At 43.2% G+C, this 15599-nt stretch carries 12 protein-coding genes and 3 pseudogenes; 12 read left to right on the top strand and 3 right to left on the bottom strand.

The genetic code is table 11. The features are described from left to right. Position 1: 1 nt before the first annotated feature. The 6 genes and pseudogenes from fliS to W03_RS01485 all read left to right on the top strand — a co-directional run bounded on the left by fliS (position 2) and on the right by W03_RS01485 (position 4342). Positions 2 to 424, top strand: coding sequence for a flagellar export chaperone FliS (gene fliS / locus W03_RS01510; protein ID WP_244070728.1), 423 nt, complete (start codon positions 2 to 4; stop codon positions 422 to 424). Between the two features lie 26 nt (positions 425 to 450). After that, positions 451 to 786, top strand: a complete 336-nt coding sequence (locus W03_RS01505) for a flagellar protein FliT (RefSeq protein ID WP_244070726.1) — start codon at positions 451 to 453, stop codon at positions 784 to 786. 61 nt (positions 787 to 847) lie between these two features. Continuing rightward, positions 848 to 1870 carry a flagellar hook-length control protein FliK gene (locus W03_RS01500; protein WP_244070725.1) on the top strand — a complete coding sequence of 341 codons (1023 nt, stop codon included), beginning with the start codon at positions 848 to 850 and terminating at the stop codon, positions 1868 to 1870. After that, entirely contained in the window at positions 1857 to 2174 is a 318-nt protein-coding gene (locus tag W03_RS01495) for an EscU/YscU/HrcU family type III secretion system export apparatus switch protein (protein WP_244073674.1), read from the top strand. Before W03_RS01500 ends, W03_RS01495 begins: the two co-directional genes overlap by 14 nt. Positions 2175 to 2184: 10 nt before the next feature. Further along, positions 2185 to 2979: a flagellar brake protein gene (locus tag W03_RS01490; protein ID WP_244070723.1), complete on the top strand. Its 795-nt coding sequence runs from the start codon at positions 2185 to 2187 to the stop codon at positions 2977 to 2979. Between the two features lie 323 nt (positions 2980 to 3302). After that, positions 3303 to 4342 (top strand): annotated as a pseudogene (locus W03_RS01485) (IS110 family transposase). A gap of 245 nt (positions 4343 to 4587) precedes the next feature. Here the strand turns inward: W03_RS01485 and W03_RS01480 are convergent. Then, a pseudogene (locus W03_RS01480) lies at positions 4588 to 5383 on the bottom strand (IS3 family transposase); the annotation flags it as partial. Between the two features lie 337 nt (positions 5384 to 5720). On the opposite strand from W03_RS01480, the gene W03_RS13335 reads away from it, so the two are divergent. Then, entirely contained in the window at positions 5721 to 7553 is a 1833-nt protein-coding gene (locus tag W03_RS13335) for a methyl-accepting chemotaxis protein (protein WP_279599982.1), read from the top strand. 251 nt (positions 7554 to 7804) lie between these two features. On the opposite strand, the pseudogene W03_RS01470 reads toward W03_RS13335, so the two are convergent. Then, a pseudogene (locus tag W03_RS01470) lies at positions 7805 to 7990 on the bottom strand (IS1595 family transposase); the annotation flags it as partial. A gap of 260 nt (positions 7991 to 8250) precedes the next feature. On the opposite strand from W03_RS01470, the gene W03_RS01465 reads away from it, so the two are divergent. Together W03_RS01465 and W03_RS01460 are read left to right on the top strand one after the other, a co-directional pair. Next, on the top strand, positions 8251 to 10236 hold the full coding sequence (locus W03_RS01465) for a tetratricopeptide repeat-containing protein (protein ID WP_244070721.1): 1986 nt from the start codon (positions 8251 to 8253) through the stop codon (positions 10234 to 10236). Positions 10237 to 10295: 59 nt separating this feature from the next. Then, positions 10296 to 11477 (top strand): patatin-like phospholipase family protein, encoded by a 1182-nt coding sequence (locus W03_RS01460; RefSeq protein WP_244070719.1) that lies wholly within the window; start codon positions 10296 to 10298, stop codon positions 11475 to 11477. A gap of 177 nt (positions 11478 to 11654) precedes the next feature. On the opposite strand, the gene W03_RS01455 is transcribed toward W03_RS01460, so the two are convergent. Beyond that, positions 11655 to 13289, bottom strand: a complete 1635-nt coding sequence (locus tag W03_RS01455) for a hypothetical protein (RefSeq protein WP_244070717.1) — start codon at positions 13287 to 13289, stop codon at positions 11655 to 11657. A 783-nt stretch (positions 13290 to 14072) separates the two neighbouring features. Between W03_RS01455 and W03_RS01450 the strand changes: the two genes are divergently transcribed. The 3 genes from W03_RS01450 to W03_RS01440 all read left to right on the top strand — a co-directional run bounded on the left by W03_RS01450 (position 14073) and on the right by W03_RS01440 (position 15597). Then, on the top strand, positions 14073 to 14330 hold the full coding sequence (locus W03_RS01450; RefSeq protein WP_244070715.1) for a dodecin family protein: 258 nt from the start codon (positions 14073 to 14075) through the stop codon (positions 14328 to 14330). 46 nt (positions 14331 to 14376) lie between these two features. Beyond that, positions 14377 to 15027, top strand: coding sequence for a hypothetical protein (locus W03_RS01445; protein ID WP_244070713.1), 651 nt, complete (start codon positions 14377 to 14379; stop codon positions 15025 to 15027). Positions 15028 to 15168: 141 nt separating this feature from the next. Beyond that, positions 15169 to 15597 (top strand): Hsp20/alpha crystallin family protein, encoded by a 429-nt coding sequence (locus W03_RS01440; RefSeq protein WP_244070711.1) that lies wholly within the window; start codon positions 15169 to 15171, stop codon positions 15595 to 15597. Positions 15598 to 15599 lie beyond the last annotated feature (2 nt).

The raw sequence follows: 15599 nt of genomic DNA, 5'->3' as shown, positions 1-15599 counted from the left end.
AATGTATGCAAACAATGCGATATCTGCTTATCAACGTGTCGGTGTGGAAACAGGCGTGGAATCAGCAGACCCTCACAAGCTTATCTTGATGTTATTTGAAGGGGCACAGGAAGCCTTGGCTAGAGCAAAAAAACATATGAAACACAATGAGATTGCAGAGAAGGGACAGATGCTCTCAAAAGCAATTATGATCATTGATCATGGATTAAAAGCAAGTCTCGATATGAATGTTGGGGGCGATTTGGCCATAAAATTACACGCCTTGTACGAATATATGGCAAATCAATTATTAATCGCCAATATTCAAAATAATTTTGAGACAGTTGATGAGGTAAGTAAGCTTTTATTCGAGCTATACGATGCCTGGAGGCAGATTGGAAATACCGAATCAATGTTAATACCAGCAAAAACAATTGCGGTTTAGTCCAAAAAAATTGAAAAGTAAAATATATGACTAGTGCAGAAACAATTATGATTTATGAAGCTATTTTAGCAATTACAAGACAAATGCTATCTGCAGCTCGAAACAACCAATGGAATGAGTTAATCATTTTAGAAAAAGAATGCAGAAGCCTTACAGATAAGCTAATAAATAATGACCCACAACCTATTTTTGAAGAAGACCTGTTAAAAAATAAGATAAGAATAATTCAGGAAATATTGGACGACGATGCACAAATTAGAGCAATTACCCAACCCTGGATGGAAAAACTACAATATATGCTGAATACGACCGATCACTCTCATAGAATCCAACAAGCTTACCATTCAGTTGATAACATATAATTTTTATTAAATCCAAAATGCTATTGATCGACAAATATAAACAAAATAAAGATAAATTATCGTGATTCCATCGATAACAAAAAACGACTTAATCGCCACTTTATTGCAGATAAGGTCTTCTACATCTGCAACCATTCCTCTTAACTCAAATCTTCCAAAAACCGAATTCAAGCAAGGTGAAAAATACCCAGTTCTTGTTGAAGCACGTTTACCCAATAACAATGCACAAATCCTCATAGCAGATAAACAACTACAAATCAGATTACCTGACATCTTCCAACCAGGCACTAAGCTCACATTAATGGTTGCATCAGTCGAACCACAACTCAAATTCACGATTGTCAATGAAGCTCAACTTAAAACGCAGGATGAGCATACATTACTCAGCGCCACCGGGCGATTTCTAGGTAATCTTGCACAAGATCTACTCAAAAATCAGAATCCCAATAATACACAAACGATTGTATCCCAAACTCCGGTTATAGCCGATACGAATTTAAATAACACAGAATTACCCAGTTTATTGCAAAAAACAATTGCCCAAAGTGGATTATTCTATGAGTCACATCAAGCAAAGTGGATAAACGGAGAAAACACACTTGAAAATTTGCGGCAAGAGCCCCAAAACAAAATTGCAACGATTGCATCAGAATCATCTACACTCAAAATGCAAACAACAACCCAATTACACACCACTGATTTATCAATACCTAGCCAAGCCATTTCTCTAGTTTCTCAACAATTATCAACTTTGGAGACAGGCCATATAATCTGGCGAGGAATAGTTTGGGAAAACCAATTGATGGATTGGGATATTCATGAGGAAAAACAGGGTGATAAAGAAAACGAATCAGAACATCTCGCTTCCTGGGATAGTCAAATACGATTATCATTGCCTAATCTTGGAGAAATCCTAATAAAAATGTCCCTATATAATCATAATATTGAAATTAAAATTAATGCTTTGCAACCAGAAACAAGTTGTCTGTTAAAAAATAATCAGCACCCACTTGCCAGTGAGATGCATGCTTCAGGAATTAATATTCAATCAATTAAAATTCAAAGCCATGATGACGGAACATAATCCACCCACATCCGCTATTGCCCTCGCTTATCAGGAAGGGCAAGTAGCGCCTAAAGTCGTCGCAAAAGGTCGTGGCCTAATCGCTGAAGAAATTATTAAGCGTGCCAAGGAAGCGGGTATATATGTGCATGAATCACGAGAATTAGTTGCGCTACTCATGGAAGTTGATTTGGACGACCGTATTCCACCGCAATTATATGTTGCTGTCGCTGAATTATTAGCTTGGATTTATCGCCTCGAGCATAACTGCAATATTCCACCAAATAAAAATACAATTAATTCAAATGTAATGTCAAAAATCTAAGGGAGTTTTAATGATGAAAAAAACTTATCCAACAGATGAAACAACAAGTCCTCCAGAACAAACTTGGATTCCTGAAGATGAAAAGAATGAAAATTTCCGATTACATTCGAGAGTGGATATTCTATTTATTTTAAAAGACTTAAAACAATCAGACTCGCTTGTTACTCTTTATTTTGGAGAAGAAAACAGCTTCATTCTTACATCAATTCTTCACATAGACGTCGATAATAATGAAATTATTATCGACTACGGAACTGACGCAATAGCTAACCAACGAGTCCTTAGCAGCAACGAGTTATTATTTGTCACTCGGCAGAATAGGATTAAAATTGAGTTTATCTGCAATCAAATAAAAAAAACCCAATATGATGGGAAAGATGCATTCTCTGTAAATATTCCTGAATCTTTATTACGAATACAAAGAAGAGATAGTTATCGGGTTCCGACACCTATTGCTAAACCAATTAAATGCCTCATCCCGCTAGTTATGGAAAGCAGATCGACTAATGCGGAAATTACGTTACTAGATATCAGTTGCGGAGGCATTGGTGCTATTGATAAGCAAAATTCATTGAATCTAGAGCCAGGCAGCGTATATATCAATTGTCAAATCGCTTTACCAGAGATCGGAATTCTAAAAACAACCATTAAAGTAAAAAACACTAATGAAATCAAATCACAAACCGGTAATATTTATCAACGTGTAGGATGTGAGTTTATAGATCTACCACCAAAAACAGAATCGCTGATTCAACGGTATATTACTAAGCAAGAACAAATGAGTAAAACATCAAACCGCTCTTAAATATAGATATAGCAAAGCATTTTTGACTAGTGACTAGGCTATCAAGGCAATTGGATTGGTCGAGATAATCAAGAAATATACTCTGGTAAGAGTGATTCGCTGTGCTTACTTTAATCCTATGAATTGGAGTCAAGATATCAATATCAGTAACAACAATATAATACAAAAAGAGTGATGGTCAACACGCGCAGCTTTTAGAGCCCTCCTAATACGGCAGAAACCGAAGGTGAGGTAATGGAATGGACGCCCACTACCCTAAACGGCATCGAAGTGCCAAAGTAGTGGTGCAATAAAACCCACTAACCCAGAGAGGAGGGTCCGATATGAAGATTACAACGATAGGCATTGATTTGGCAAAAGAAGTATTTCAAGTTCACGGTGTAGATATGCATAGTAAAGCGGTGCTTCGCAAGCAACTGCGCCGCAGCGAGATGGTAAGGTTCTTCGCCAATCTTGAGCCCTGCCTGATTGGCATAGAAGCTTGTGGTAGTTCACACCATTGGGCGAGGAAGCTGGGTGAATTTGGGCACACCGTCAGGCTCATGTCGCCCCAATTCGTCAAACCCTACGTCAAAACCAACAAGCATGACATGGCGGATGCAGAAGCGATCTGTGAAGCGGTGAGTTGACCGAACATGCGTTTTGTCTCGATCAAAAACGTTGAGTAACAAGCAATTCTGTCGATGCATCGTGCCAGACAGGGTTTTGTGAAAGCTAGAACTGCGCAGGCAAATCAGATACGGGGCCTACTCTCTGAGTTTGGTATCGTCATCCCACAGGGTATCCAATCGATTGGCAAACGCATACCTGACATTCTGGAAGATGCTGAAAATGGATTGCCAGGAACCATGCGCCGATTGCTGGAAAGACTGAAGACCACCTTAAAGAACTGGATCGCCAAGTGGACGAATTAGAGTTACAAATCAAGCTTTGGCACAAGGAGAGTGAGGCCAGCCAAAGATTGGAAGCCATTCCTGGTGTTGGCCCGATTACAGCGAGCGCCATTGTGGCAACCGTAGGAAATGCAATGGAGTTTAAGGACAGCAGACAATTAGCGGCATGGCTAGGGTTGGTGCCCAAGCAGCATGCAAGCGGAGGCAAACAGTTATTGCTCGGTATCAGCAAACGCGGAGATACGTATCTTCGCACCCTGCTGATCCACGGAGCAAGAGCAGTCATCCGCATTGCCGAGAAAAAGGCCGAGCCCGGAAGCTGGCTGTGCAAGCTGATAGCGCGGCGCAATAAGAACGTTGCTGCTGTTGCCTTGGCAAACAAAAATGCCCGCATTATCTGGGTATTGCTTACCAAAAAAGCTACATTTCACCCCGATCACACTATGGTAGCAACTGCCGCAGCTCACTGATCGCGACGGTTGAATAGAGGCGTATTGGTTGTTGCATTAAAAACGAGTTTAAAGAGAAAGATTACCACCGATTGCACAGGCAATCATAACATGATGGCGAGACTGGTTAGACCGTGAGTGGCTAAACCTGAACAGCACATAGTGCATCAAGCACGTTGAGGTGATAAGGCGCTACTCAGCGAATTCCATCAGGGGCAGAGGCAATGCGCCTCATACAGAGTCCGGATGTATGGCAGCAATCTTTACTTTCTCAAATCATTGAATGAAAGCTTGGCAAAAAGTGGGCGTGTTTTGAATCTCCGGTGATACACCAGTTCGGTTTTGAGTATCCCTCAGAAGCTTCCTCCCATCGGGGCATTGTCATAGCAGTCACCCTTGCGGCTCATGGAGGCGGTTATGCCAAATTGTTGCAATAGCTTCTGGTAATCGTGCGCACAGTATTGGCTACCTTGATCTAAATGTTTACTTGCAGCTGCACGAAATTATGCTTGCATAACCAGGCTCTTTGTCATTCTCTCATTCATCGCATAGCCCACTAACTCGCCATTAAATAGATCTTTTATTCCAGCCAGATACAACCAACCTTCATCGGTAGGAATGTAAGTCATGTCACTGACCCATACTTTACCGGGCGCTCTAACAGTAAATTCCCGTTCTAAAATATTGGGGACAATTGGCAGATTATGCTTAGAATTAGTCGTCACCTTGAATTCAAGCACCCGGCACATGAGCGTAACCGGATAGCTTTGTCGCAGCGATTCGATCAGATCGTATCTCACCGCGACCCCTTGGCGAAATACGTCGCACACTTTTTTATAACATCACGTTCCAGCTTCACTTCCGCTAATTCCCGTTTCACTCTGGATAGCTCTAGTTCAACTTCAGTCAGCGCCTTCTGACGCTTGCCTACCGCAGCGAGTTCTCCCCGTCAGCATAAACCCAGTTCTTTAGCGTCCCCTTGGGTAATGACAGTCGCTTTGCCGCTTCAACCAACGTCAATCCACTTGCTTTGAAAAACTTTACTGATTCCTTACGAAACTCCTAACTATACTGTGTACGCGGTAATTCCATTCTTATCCTCCATTTCATCCCCTCATTTTATGAAACTCTTCGGACTCCATGAATATCAGCATACATCAAATTGAATGCCTTGCAAATTGTGGGCGTCCATGTAAGGTCTCTAAAAATGAGCAGATTACCTCTGCATCTAGGTTTGCTGATATAAAAAAATGCCTACCTATAATGGTTCTTTTTACAAAAAAGAGCTATCAATAAATTTGTTATATTTTCCAGAGAAATTTTTATAGCTTTCTTCACAATTGCATTTTCGATCTATTCGAAAAATTTAGTTACTCAAATTTATTAAAGGAATTGTGCGATGAACTGGAGCCTTAAGCAAATTTTTACAGCAATGGGAAGTTTAGTTGCTTTGTTAGCGATAATTGCTATTGGTAGTATTATCATGAGTAGGCACTACTCGGGCATATTAAATGACGCGGCAACGAATCGCTACAAAATGTATCAATTAGCCGATGAGATGCGTCAAAGCTCCGATGATTTAACACGCCTAGCCCGTACGTATGTTGTCAGTGCTGGCGAGATCAAATGGGAAAAACAATATCTTGAAATTCTCGATATCCGCAACGGTAAAATACCGCGCCCCAAAGGCTATGAGCAAATTTATTGGGACTTTCGCGCTGCCGATATTGATCCTTCGAAGGGTTCAGGTGAAACAGTTGCTTTGATCGATTTGATGAAAAAATATGGTATTTCAGAAGCCGAGCTTGCTAAGCTTTCTGAGGCACAGGACAATTCAAACGAATTGGTACAAACTGAAACGATTGCGATGAATATGGTGAAAGGCTTATACGCAGATAGCAATGGCGGTTTTACCGTGAAAGGTGAGCCAGATTTGGCAAAAGCCCGTGATATGATGCATAACTTGGCTTATCATCAATATAAAGCCAAAATTATGAAACCAGTCAATGAGTTCTTTCTGCTGCTCGATCAACGCACACAAAATGAGCTAATTAGCGCTCAAACCCTAAGCACACGCTGGGAATATGTAGCTATAGCTACAACAATTATTATGTCGATTATGGTTTTGATAGCGTTACTTGTCGTTAGAAATCGTACTTCGGCTTTATTGAAGCAAGTAAATAACATTGCAGAAGGTTTTGCTGAGGGTAACTTACATCAAAAGATTAGCGCTTCGGATCATAGTGAAGAAGGTAGATTGCTATCTATCATGGATACCATGCAAGAAAAACTTGCCAGCGTTGTTAATACCATTCGTATAAATGCTGAAGGTGTCGCGACAGCTAGTTCTGAAATTGCATCAGGCAACTCTGATCTAAGCAATCGCACGGAAGAACAAGCATCCAGCTTGGAAGAAACCGCCTCATCGATGGAAGAATTGACTTCGACTGTCAAACAGAATGCCGACAACGCTCGTCAAGCCAATCAACTAGCTGAAGGTGCATCGACTGTTGCAATTAAGGGTGGTGAGGTGGTCAGCCAGGTTGTCAACACGATGAAATCGATCAACGAAAGCTCGCATAAAATTGTTGACATCATCAGTGTTATTGACGGTATCGCATTCCAAACTAACATTTTAGCGCTGAATGCAGCCGTAGAAGCAGCTCGCGCAGGTGAGCAAGGCCGTGGCTTCGCAGTGGTTGCAACAGAAGTTCGTACATTAGCACAACGCTCTGCCGCTGCAGCTAAGGAAATTAAAGAATTAATCAATGACTCAGTCAGTAAAGTTAGTGAAGGCACGCGATTAGTCGACGAAGCTGGCACGACTATGGGCGAGATTGTCAATTCTGTAAAACGTGTCACTGACATCATGAACGAAATTTCTGTAGCTTCAAACGAACAAAGTACCGGTATCGAGCAAGTCAATCAATCAGTTACACAAATGGATGAATCGACCCAACAAAATGCAGCATTAGTAGAAGAAGCTGCAGCCGCAGCAATAGCTATGCAAGATCAAGCCAAAGCGCTCATACAAGCTGTGAGTACATTCAAACTCTCGGATGACCATGCGTCAATAACTGCGGTAAGAAAGAGCAATCGTTCTAGTCCAGCGGCCACAGTCACCAAAATGCAAAGCCATATGTCTACAAGAAAGGTCGCTGTTAATTCCGATAAATCAACTACGACGACTCGTAAAGCTGCAGGTAGCGAAGAGGATTGGGAAGAATTTTAGGAACTTTGATCCGATTATACTAATTTCGAACCAATAGAAATGGTCAGCATAGACGTTAAACCGAGTCTTGTAATAAACTTGATCGAGTAATTTTTTAAATGACGACTTGTTGTGTTGTGATTACTTACATAGATCGTCGTGCTGACCTATACTCTGGCCCATATAAATAAGCAGTTAAGCTCCGTGTCTCATAATGATACGACAGAGGACAATTTTTATAAGGGCTGTAGTAGATCAATTTAAATTTGAGTCTAATGTTTCAATATTTTTAGTTGATGTTTAGGTGCCCCATAGTTGAATCTAAATTCACATTCTTTAAGTATGAATAGAAATGATTCTTTGGAAATTCCATTGTATTTTCTTAAAACACGTTTGGCCTGATTCCAAAAATTCTCAATCCCGTTAATGTGATTCTTGCCTTGCGCAAATAACGCGGCGCTATTGGGTGTATTCCGAGTATATTGGCTGCTGATTTTGCTGTAACTTCCAGCACAAAAAATTCCAGTAACCTTAACTGTACTTTCTTTAATAATCTACAATGACTTACCTTTATTTGATTAACGTAACAACTAAGCTAATCTACTACAGCCCCATTTAATGGGCTGTTGTAGCAAACCATGTAATTATTTAATATCACTTTGTGATGGGGTAGTGTATTGTAGGCTCCCATCTAAGGAAGATTATAGTAGGTGCGATCATGAGACCTCATGCATTTGTGGCAATGCCTTTTGGCTTAAAGAAAGATGGTCAAGGTAACGAAATAGATTTTAATCGCATTTATAACGAATTAATCAAACCCGCATTGGAAGCAGCAGGTATGGATGCATTTCGCGCGGATGAAGAGGAGCGTGCTGGCGATATCCGTACGGATATGTTTCAAGAACTTCTGATCGCGGATCTCGTAGTGGCGGATCTCACGATCGATAATCCCAATGTTTGGTATGAACTTGGCGTACGACATGCCTTGCGTGCACGGGGTGTTATTTTAATCAGTGGCGGGCGGGCGACTACAGCATTCGATCTCTACACCGATCGGAAATTGCGTTATGGCATCAAGGACGCTGGCCCCGATTCTATTACCCTTGAAAAGGACATGAAGAAGCTATCTGAAATGGTAAAAGCCACGATGGAATCGTGGCATGGGCGCAAGATCAGTCCGGTGTATCATTTGTTACCGAATCTTCAAGAACCAGACTGGAAATCGCTCCGTATTGGTGACGTTTGTGAATTCTGGGAGCAGTACGAAGCTTGGGAAAAGCGCATCGCATTAGCGAGAAAAACCGATTTTATTGGCGATGTATTGGTGCTTGCTGATGAAGCACCGGTCGCAGCTTTTCGGGCTGAAGCTTGGATAGCAGCAGGAAAAGCATTACGCCAAGCTGAGCACTTTAGTTTTGCGTTTGAACAACTTGAGCGTGGCTTGGCTATTGAACCGGATAATTTGCAAGGACTTCGGGAATTAGGCATCTGTCTTCAGCGCTTAGCACTTGCAGGAAAACTAGGTCATTCATTAGATCGCGCGCGCGCGCATTATCGCAATATGGTGGAACAAGAAAACCACAAACGCGATCCGGAAACTTGGGCGCTACTGGGTCGGGTCGATAAGGATGCTTGGATAGCTGCGTGGTATCAGCCAGGTAAATCCATGGAACAGTTGCGGGAAGAAGCGGCCTACGAAGATGCATTGTTACGTGCCGCGATTGAGAGTTATGCAATGGGCTATCGTTATAATCCTGGGCACTACTATTCGGGTATCAATGCGCTGACCTTGATGCATCTGTATCGAGGTCTCACAAATGATTCACGTTACGACAAAGACATGGTCATAATGGCAGGGGCTATTCGATATGCTGCTGAGTGTGTTACCGATGAATCGGAGCTATTTTGGTCAAAAGCAACTGTTGGGGATTTGGAAGTACTGGTTGGTACGCCGGAGACCGTAAAGGCTGCATATAAAGAAGCTATCGCCAAGAATGGCAAGGATTGGTTTGCGCTCTATTCCAGTCTCGCACAACTAAAATTCCTTAAGGATTTGGGCTTTCATTCTGAAAATGTTGAGGCCGGTATTGCCATCTTTGATCGTGCCTTGCAAAAACTTGTCAAGCCAGAAGAGCATTGGCAACCTCGACAAGTGTTTCTCTTTAGCGGCCATATGATTGATGCGCCGGGAAGGGCCACTCCACGTTTCCCGGCAGAAAAAGAAGGGGTAGCTGGGCAAAAAATTGCAGAAGTATTGAATCAATGGGGCGCTGGACCAGATGATCTCGCACTTACGCAAGGTGCCTGCGGTGGCGATCTCTTATTCACCGAAGCTTGCCAGCAACTGGAGGTAAAGGTGCAATGGCTGCAACCATTTAATGAGTCAGAGTTTATTCAGAAATCGGTAGTCTGCAGTGGTGAAACATGGCGAGAGCGTTATATGACGGCCAAAGCCAAGCTTACCCAGCAGGGAGTCCGCTCGGCACCAGAACAATTGGGTCCACCCCCGGCAGGCGTGAATCCATATGAGCGCTGCAATCTCTGGCTACTCTATACTGCCTTGTCCTACGGTATTGATAAGGTAATATTCGTTTGTCTTTGGGACGGTGGTGGGAGCGATGGTCCCGGTGGCACGGCGCACATGTACGAGGAAGTCAATCGCAGAACAGGAAAAGTCACGCGTATTGACACTCGTAGTCTTTAGCATTTTAATGTTTTGTGACAAAGATTCCTAAATAATAATAACTTCTTGGAGAAAAGAATATGAGCGAGAAAGTAAAAGCACGTATGACATCGCCTGGCCCTAAAAAAATTCTATCTTGTGATGGTGGAGGTATTCTTGGGTTAATCAGCGTGGAAATTTTGGCTAAATTAGAGGCAGATCTCCGTGCGCAACTTGGAAAACCGAATTTAGTGCTTGCGGATTGGTTTGATTTTGTGTGCGGCACGAGTACAGGCGCTATGATCGCCACATGTATTTCAACCGGCATGTCGATGGATACTATTCGTGCTTTTTATGTCAGTAGTGGAGAATTGATGTTCGACAAAGCATCGATATTTAAGCGATTGCACTACAGCTATAACGACGAGCCATTAGCAGAGAAGCTTAAATTCGAAATCAACCAAGCACTTGGAAGAAAAAAGGAATCGTTAGCAACGCTTGGTGATAAGGGGTTGCGTACATTACTGATGATGGTGTTGCGTAACCATAGTACAGATTCTCCATGGCCGGTATGGAACAACCCGGATGCAAAATATAATCAACTGGATCGCAAAGATTGCAATCTCCACTTACCATTATGGCAAGTAGCGCGTGCGAGTGCTGCAGCACCGACTTTTTTTCCACCTGAAGTCGTTACGTTTGCACCAGAAACACCGGGAGAATATCAATTTGTTTTCGTGGATGGCGGTGTAACAACTTACAACAATCCAGCTTTTCTTGCTTTCCAAATGGCCACTGCAGGACCTTATCAGGTCAATTGGAAAACAGGAGTTGATCAGTTATTGATCGTATCGGTGGGAACAGGTAATGCGGCCAAAGCACGATCTGATTTAAAAGCGAGCGAGCTTTGGCTCATTGATCACGCAAAAAACATACCGGCAGCTTTAATGAATGGAGCCAGCGCCGGATGGGACATGGCTTGTCGAACACTAGGCGCTTGTCGATTCGGCGCGCCCATTGATCGTGAACTTGGAGACATGGTGCAACCTCTTGGTGCTGCCGAATCCAATTGGACCGGCCAGAAACAGTTTACTTATGTACGCTATGATCCTGATGTCAGTCAGACAGGTCTTGATGCATTGGGTCTTAATACGGTAAAGTCAGAAAATGTGCAAGTTATGGATTCAGTGAAATACATATCTGATATTCAACGTATTGGGGTCACTTACGCTCAGAAAAATGTCACTCTGAATCACTTGCATCCCTTTGCTACAAGCTGTTAATAGTGATTTAACTTGAATCTTTTGTTTATTAATTACTTCCATATTTAGGAATGCACGATAGCCTTTAATTTGCGCCAGAAAAAGGCATCGCTAAAGTCAGGCTATCCCATTTTGCGGCTATGGAGTTAGATCCATAAAGGTACGTAATGCGCACAGGGGAGAATATGCTTTACTGTTTTATACCCCACTTGCTCTTAGCCCCTCAATCGCCGGTCCCACTTGCTGCGCTAATACTTCGGCCCAATCTGGGTCTTTACCATCCGTTCCGGTACCGTAGAGAATAACGCGCCGCGTTGCCAAGTCGATTGGAATGTCTGCAGCATACCGCGATAAGATCAGCACTGGCTTTGCCAACGTATGGGCAATACCTAATTCGTACATTACGTTTGGATTGCGACCCGTAATGTCAGCGATGACACATTGTGCGCTAGTGATGCTACGCCAGATATCATCGAGAATATCGCTCGGAGTAAACAGGTCGTCTCCGCGAACCGGTTGGAATCCGGCACGTAAACAAGCATCGCGTAACACTTGATGCACTAAGCCCGACTCAGGTTGTCCGAAGGGCATAACGATGAAGCATGTGGGTTTTGCATTGGGCGCTGGTTCCTGCGGTGGTGGATTCAAGCGCTCCGGTCCAAGAAAGATTACATCGCGCCGCAATGCCGTGGCGGCATCTTGTAAGCGATCGAGCACCATGCCTAAGCCAGTGACTTTCAGCACCCACACCATTTGCGTTGGAGCTGTACGCCAGTCAGGACCGTTGAGTCTCTGATTCAGCCAACATGCAACGTGTTCGCTGGTCCGTGTTATGGCGCGGTCAAAGAGATCCGTCAATGCTACCATCACGATTACCAGCCCGATTACAAACAACACAAAGAAGAGAGTTCCATGCGCCGAGCCGCTAGTCCCTTGAAATTGAATTTCCTGCCCAACGACTGCAGAAACCAATACCGCACCGAGCGACAACGTCAACAACAGCGTTGATAAAACGGATCGATTACCTTCGCGCATTAGCGATCCGTTACCGATGACGGGCCGCAGCACTAATGCACCAGCTAACAATAGGCATAGGCCTAGCATCCACAGAGGATTGGCGATAACTACTTCATTCCCTACGCTGTATAACATATCGGAAGCCGCCGCAAGCGCGATACCTACGAACATCATTACGACCGGATAGCATGCACCAAGCAGCGTCACCGCAATCCCAACCACCAGTGCAGCCAGTTCGAGTATGGCTATGGCAACATTAAGACGCCCTTCGGCATTGCCTAAGTGCTGCGCGTACAACTGAGAATAGAAATTGAAGAACAATAATACTAATCCGATCATCAGCACTGTGAATACGGCAATGGAGCTAGTCCCTGGTTTCTGCCGCTGTACTTGGATCGTTGCCATCAGCGTCCAGGTCGCCACCCAGGTGAACAAGAACCCTGTGTAGGCTACGTTTGATAGTATAAGAACATCGCCATCGTCACCATGCCACAGTCCGATGTCGCGCCCATGGCTAACCTCACCCAACAGTAGCATGATCACAGCTACCGCACTGCCGAGCAGAAACAGCCTATCTCCGCCTTTAGCCCGCGCTGCAGCTCTGCATAGCACGACGATCACTAAAGCGAGCAATACCCCTTCATGCCAGTAGAAATACTCACGATCATATGGCACGCTACCAGTGACGAAATATATCACTAGATAAGTACTATAGACTGCGGCGACGATCCACAGCCGCAAGGCCGTTGCAAAAGATGCTTCGTGCTCTCCTTGTGTAGCTTGGTTGGGATCTAGTTCTTGATCTGGTTCTTGCACTGAACAGCTCTCCTTGAAAAGTATTTCGTCGATCCCGTTGAGGAAGATCAATTTAGTGAACAGTAATAACATTAACTAATGTCAGCACCAATATCCGAGGTTCTTTACCCAGATACACTTTATTAAATCTTTAATTCTATTGGTGCCATATCTCCAATCATTGTATGAATACACCGAGTGTCATTGCAACCAATATAAGTACGAAAGTATCAGCAATAGCAAAATCTCAATAACCTCTACTTTTGATTGGATCAAAAATTCGAGGAGGCTACAATGGTGGAATTATTAGCATTAGGTAGACTTCCCAAGTAATTATCCGGTAATCTGGTTCCCACATCACTTCGATACAAACTTGGTGTCGAGCCGCGGGATTCCTTATAGGCGAATCCAGACAATTGTTTTTACCACAATATCGAGTAACTCTCCCTGAAATACCAATAAGCGGCAGGAGTTATTGGAATTGTGCAAAAAGCCGAGGCGCGCGAAAATGGAGCGAGACATATTTGTAAAAACCACACAACCTGGTTTGCAGGTAACGCAGGGAAATGGAAATGCACTCCTCTATTGGATAGTGTGAGTAACATCTACAAAACGCAGTGACTGAGATTCTCTCTATTTGATTACACGCATGCTCTGACATTTTTCACACACTACCAGAATAAAGAGCATTCATACCTTGACAAATACCATTAACATTCAGTACTTTCACGTCAGTGCAGGAAATCATAGTCTTGCACCAATCTATCGTTAAAATAACGATATAACTTTTCAAGGAGATGACTCATGGCTGTAGCTAAAGTGATCGAAATCAGCACAAGCAGTAACAAAAGCTTTGAACATGCTATTAATGAAGGCATCGCACGCGCTTGCGAAACCATTAGTAACGTTTGTGGCGCATGGGTCAAGGAACAAAAGCTAGAAATCAAAAACGGGAAGATTGTTGAGTATCGCGTTAATCTTCAAGTGACTTTTATCCTGGAAAGTAAGAAAACCGTAACGAAAAAAGTCGAAACAAAGAAAATAGAACCCAAGAAAAAGTAACTCGTAATATTCATCTACCGGGATGAACAAATCTAAAGGAGACAAAGTGCGTGATTCAGAAACAGAATCGAGTTTAAATCTAAATTTAATAGTACCCGTCGCATTGCTAGCAGTGCTGTTAATTGTGCCTTTCTCGATTAATGCTTTATTGCACTTATTATCGCCTCAACGACAAGTCGCTCCTGTGATTATGAAAATCCCGGTGGATAATGCTGCAATAACCATTCCATCCAGTGCTAAACAATATGAATCTTTCGAAGTAGCACTCAACCTGGAAACTCTTCAACTTGCTAAAGTTCTCAACGAGATTGTTTCAAGCGCGTCGGAAGGCACATCATATCAAGGTATCGTAGGCACTGTATCAAGCAATATGAGAGCGGAGATAACCGGCAAAAATTGGCTGATTGACCGAGAAGGCGCGCAAGAACCCGTTTCTACCTATCAAGGTTTATCAAATTGGCGTTGGCGTGTTACCCCCGAGTCTTCCGGGCAACAAGAATTAACCTTGCAATTGCACCTCATGACACAAGATGGTTCGCAATTAAACAATAAAATTCTCGACCTCGCCGAAGCAAACCTTTTAGTACAAGCAAACTGGTCTGAATGGCTCAAACGTAATGGTTTATGGATAGCAATATTGGGATTTTTACTGTTTGCTGCAAGCTTCCAATGGCGGCGCTACCGTAGCGTTCGTTAAAAATTCTTCACTTGAAAAACACCGAATCATCCTTATATACAACACTGAAGATGCGTTAGCGCAATCAACGATTGACTGAGGGAATTGCCGACGCATAAGTTGTCAATTGTATTAGTACTCACTGATAAGGAGAGATTCATTATGGCTATTGTACGATATGAGCCTTGGGGCTTATTAAGTCAATTACAAAGAGAACTGGAAAGAAGTACTGTCGAAGGATCTACGGCAACGGCAGAGTGGGCGCCCGCTGTGGATATCAAGGAAGAAGCCGATAAGTTTGTGATTCACGCCGATATCCCGGGCGTTAAACCGGAAGATATCGATATCAGTATGCACGATGGCGTGTTGACCATCAAAGGTGAGAAAAAAACGGAAGCCAAAACTGAGAATACTGGTTATAAGCGTGTAGAACGCACGTATGGCTCGTTCTATCGACGTTTTAGCTTACCGGATACAGCTAATGCCGATGCAATTTCTGCCGCATCGAAACATGGTGTGCTGGAAGTGGTAATACCCAAACGTGAAGCGGTACAACCTAAGAAAATCAGCGTCACGGCTACGGAAAGCTAGTT

Source organism: Nitrosomonas sp. PY1 (assembly GCF_022836435.1).
GTDB lineage: Bacteria > Pseudomonadota > Gammaproteobacteria > Burkholderiales > Nitrosomonadaceae > Nitrosomonas.
This window is presented reverse-complemented; position numbering and strand designations above follow the sequence as displayed.

Coding starts and splice junctions, on each gene's coding strand:
- fliS (WP_244070728.1), top strand. CDS start 2: ATGTATGCAAACAATGCGATATCTGCTTATCAACGTGTCGGTGTGGAA.
- W03_RS01505 (WP_244070726.1), top strand. CDS start 451: ATGACTAGTGCAGAAACAATTATGATTTATGAAGCTATTTTAGCAATT.
- W03_RS01495 (WP_244073674.1), top strand. CDS start 1,857: ATGACGGAACATAATCCACCCACATCCGCTATTGCCCTCGCTTATCAG.
- W03_RS01490 (WP_244070723.1), top strand. CDS start 2,185: ATGATGAAAAAAACTTATCCAACAGATGAAACAACAAGTCCTCCAGAA.
- W03_RS13335 (WP_279599982.1), top strand. CDS start 5,721: ATGAACTGGAGCCTTAAGCAAATTTTTACAGCAATGGGAAGTTTAGTT.
- W03_RS01465 (WP_244070721.1), top strand. CDS start 8,251: ATGAGACCTCATGCATTTGTGGCAATGCCTTTTGGCTTAAAGAAAGAT.
- W03_RS01460 (WP_244070719.1), top strand. CDS start 10,296: ATGAGCGAGAAAGTAAAAGCACGTATGACATCGCCTGGCCCTAAAAAA.
- W03_RS01450 (WP_244070715.1), top strand. CDS start 14,073: ATGGCTGTAGCTAAAGTGATCGAAATCAGCACAAGCAGTAACAAAAGC.
- W03_RS01440 (WP_244070711.1), top strand. CDS start 15,169: ATGGCTATTGTACGATATGAGCCTTGGGGCTTATTAAGTCAATTACAA.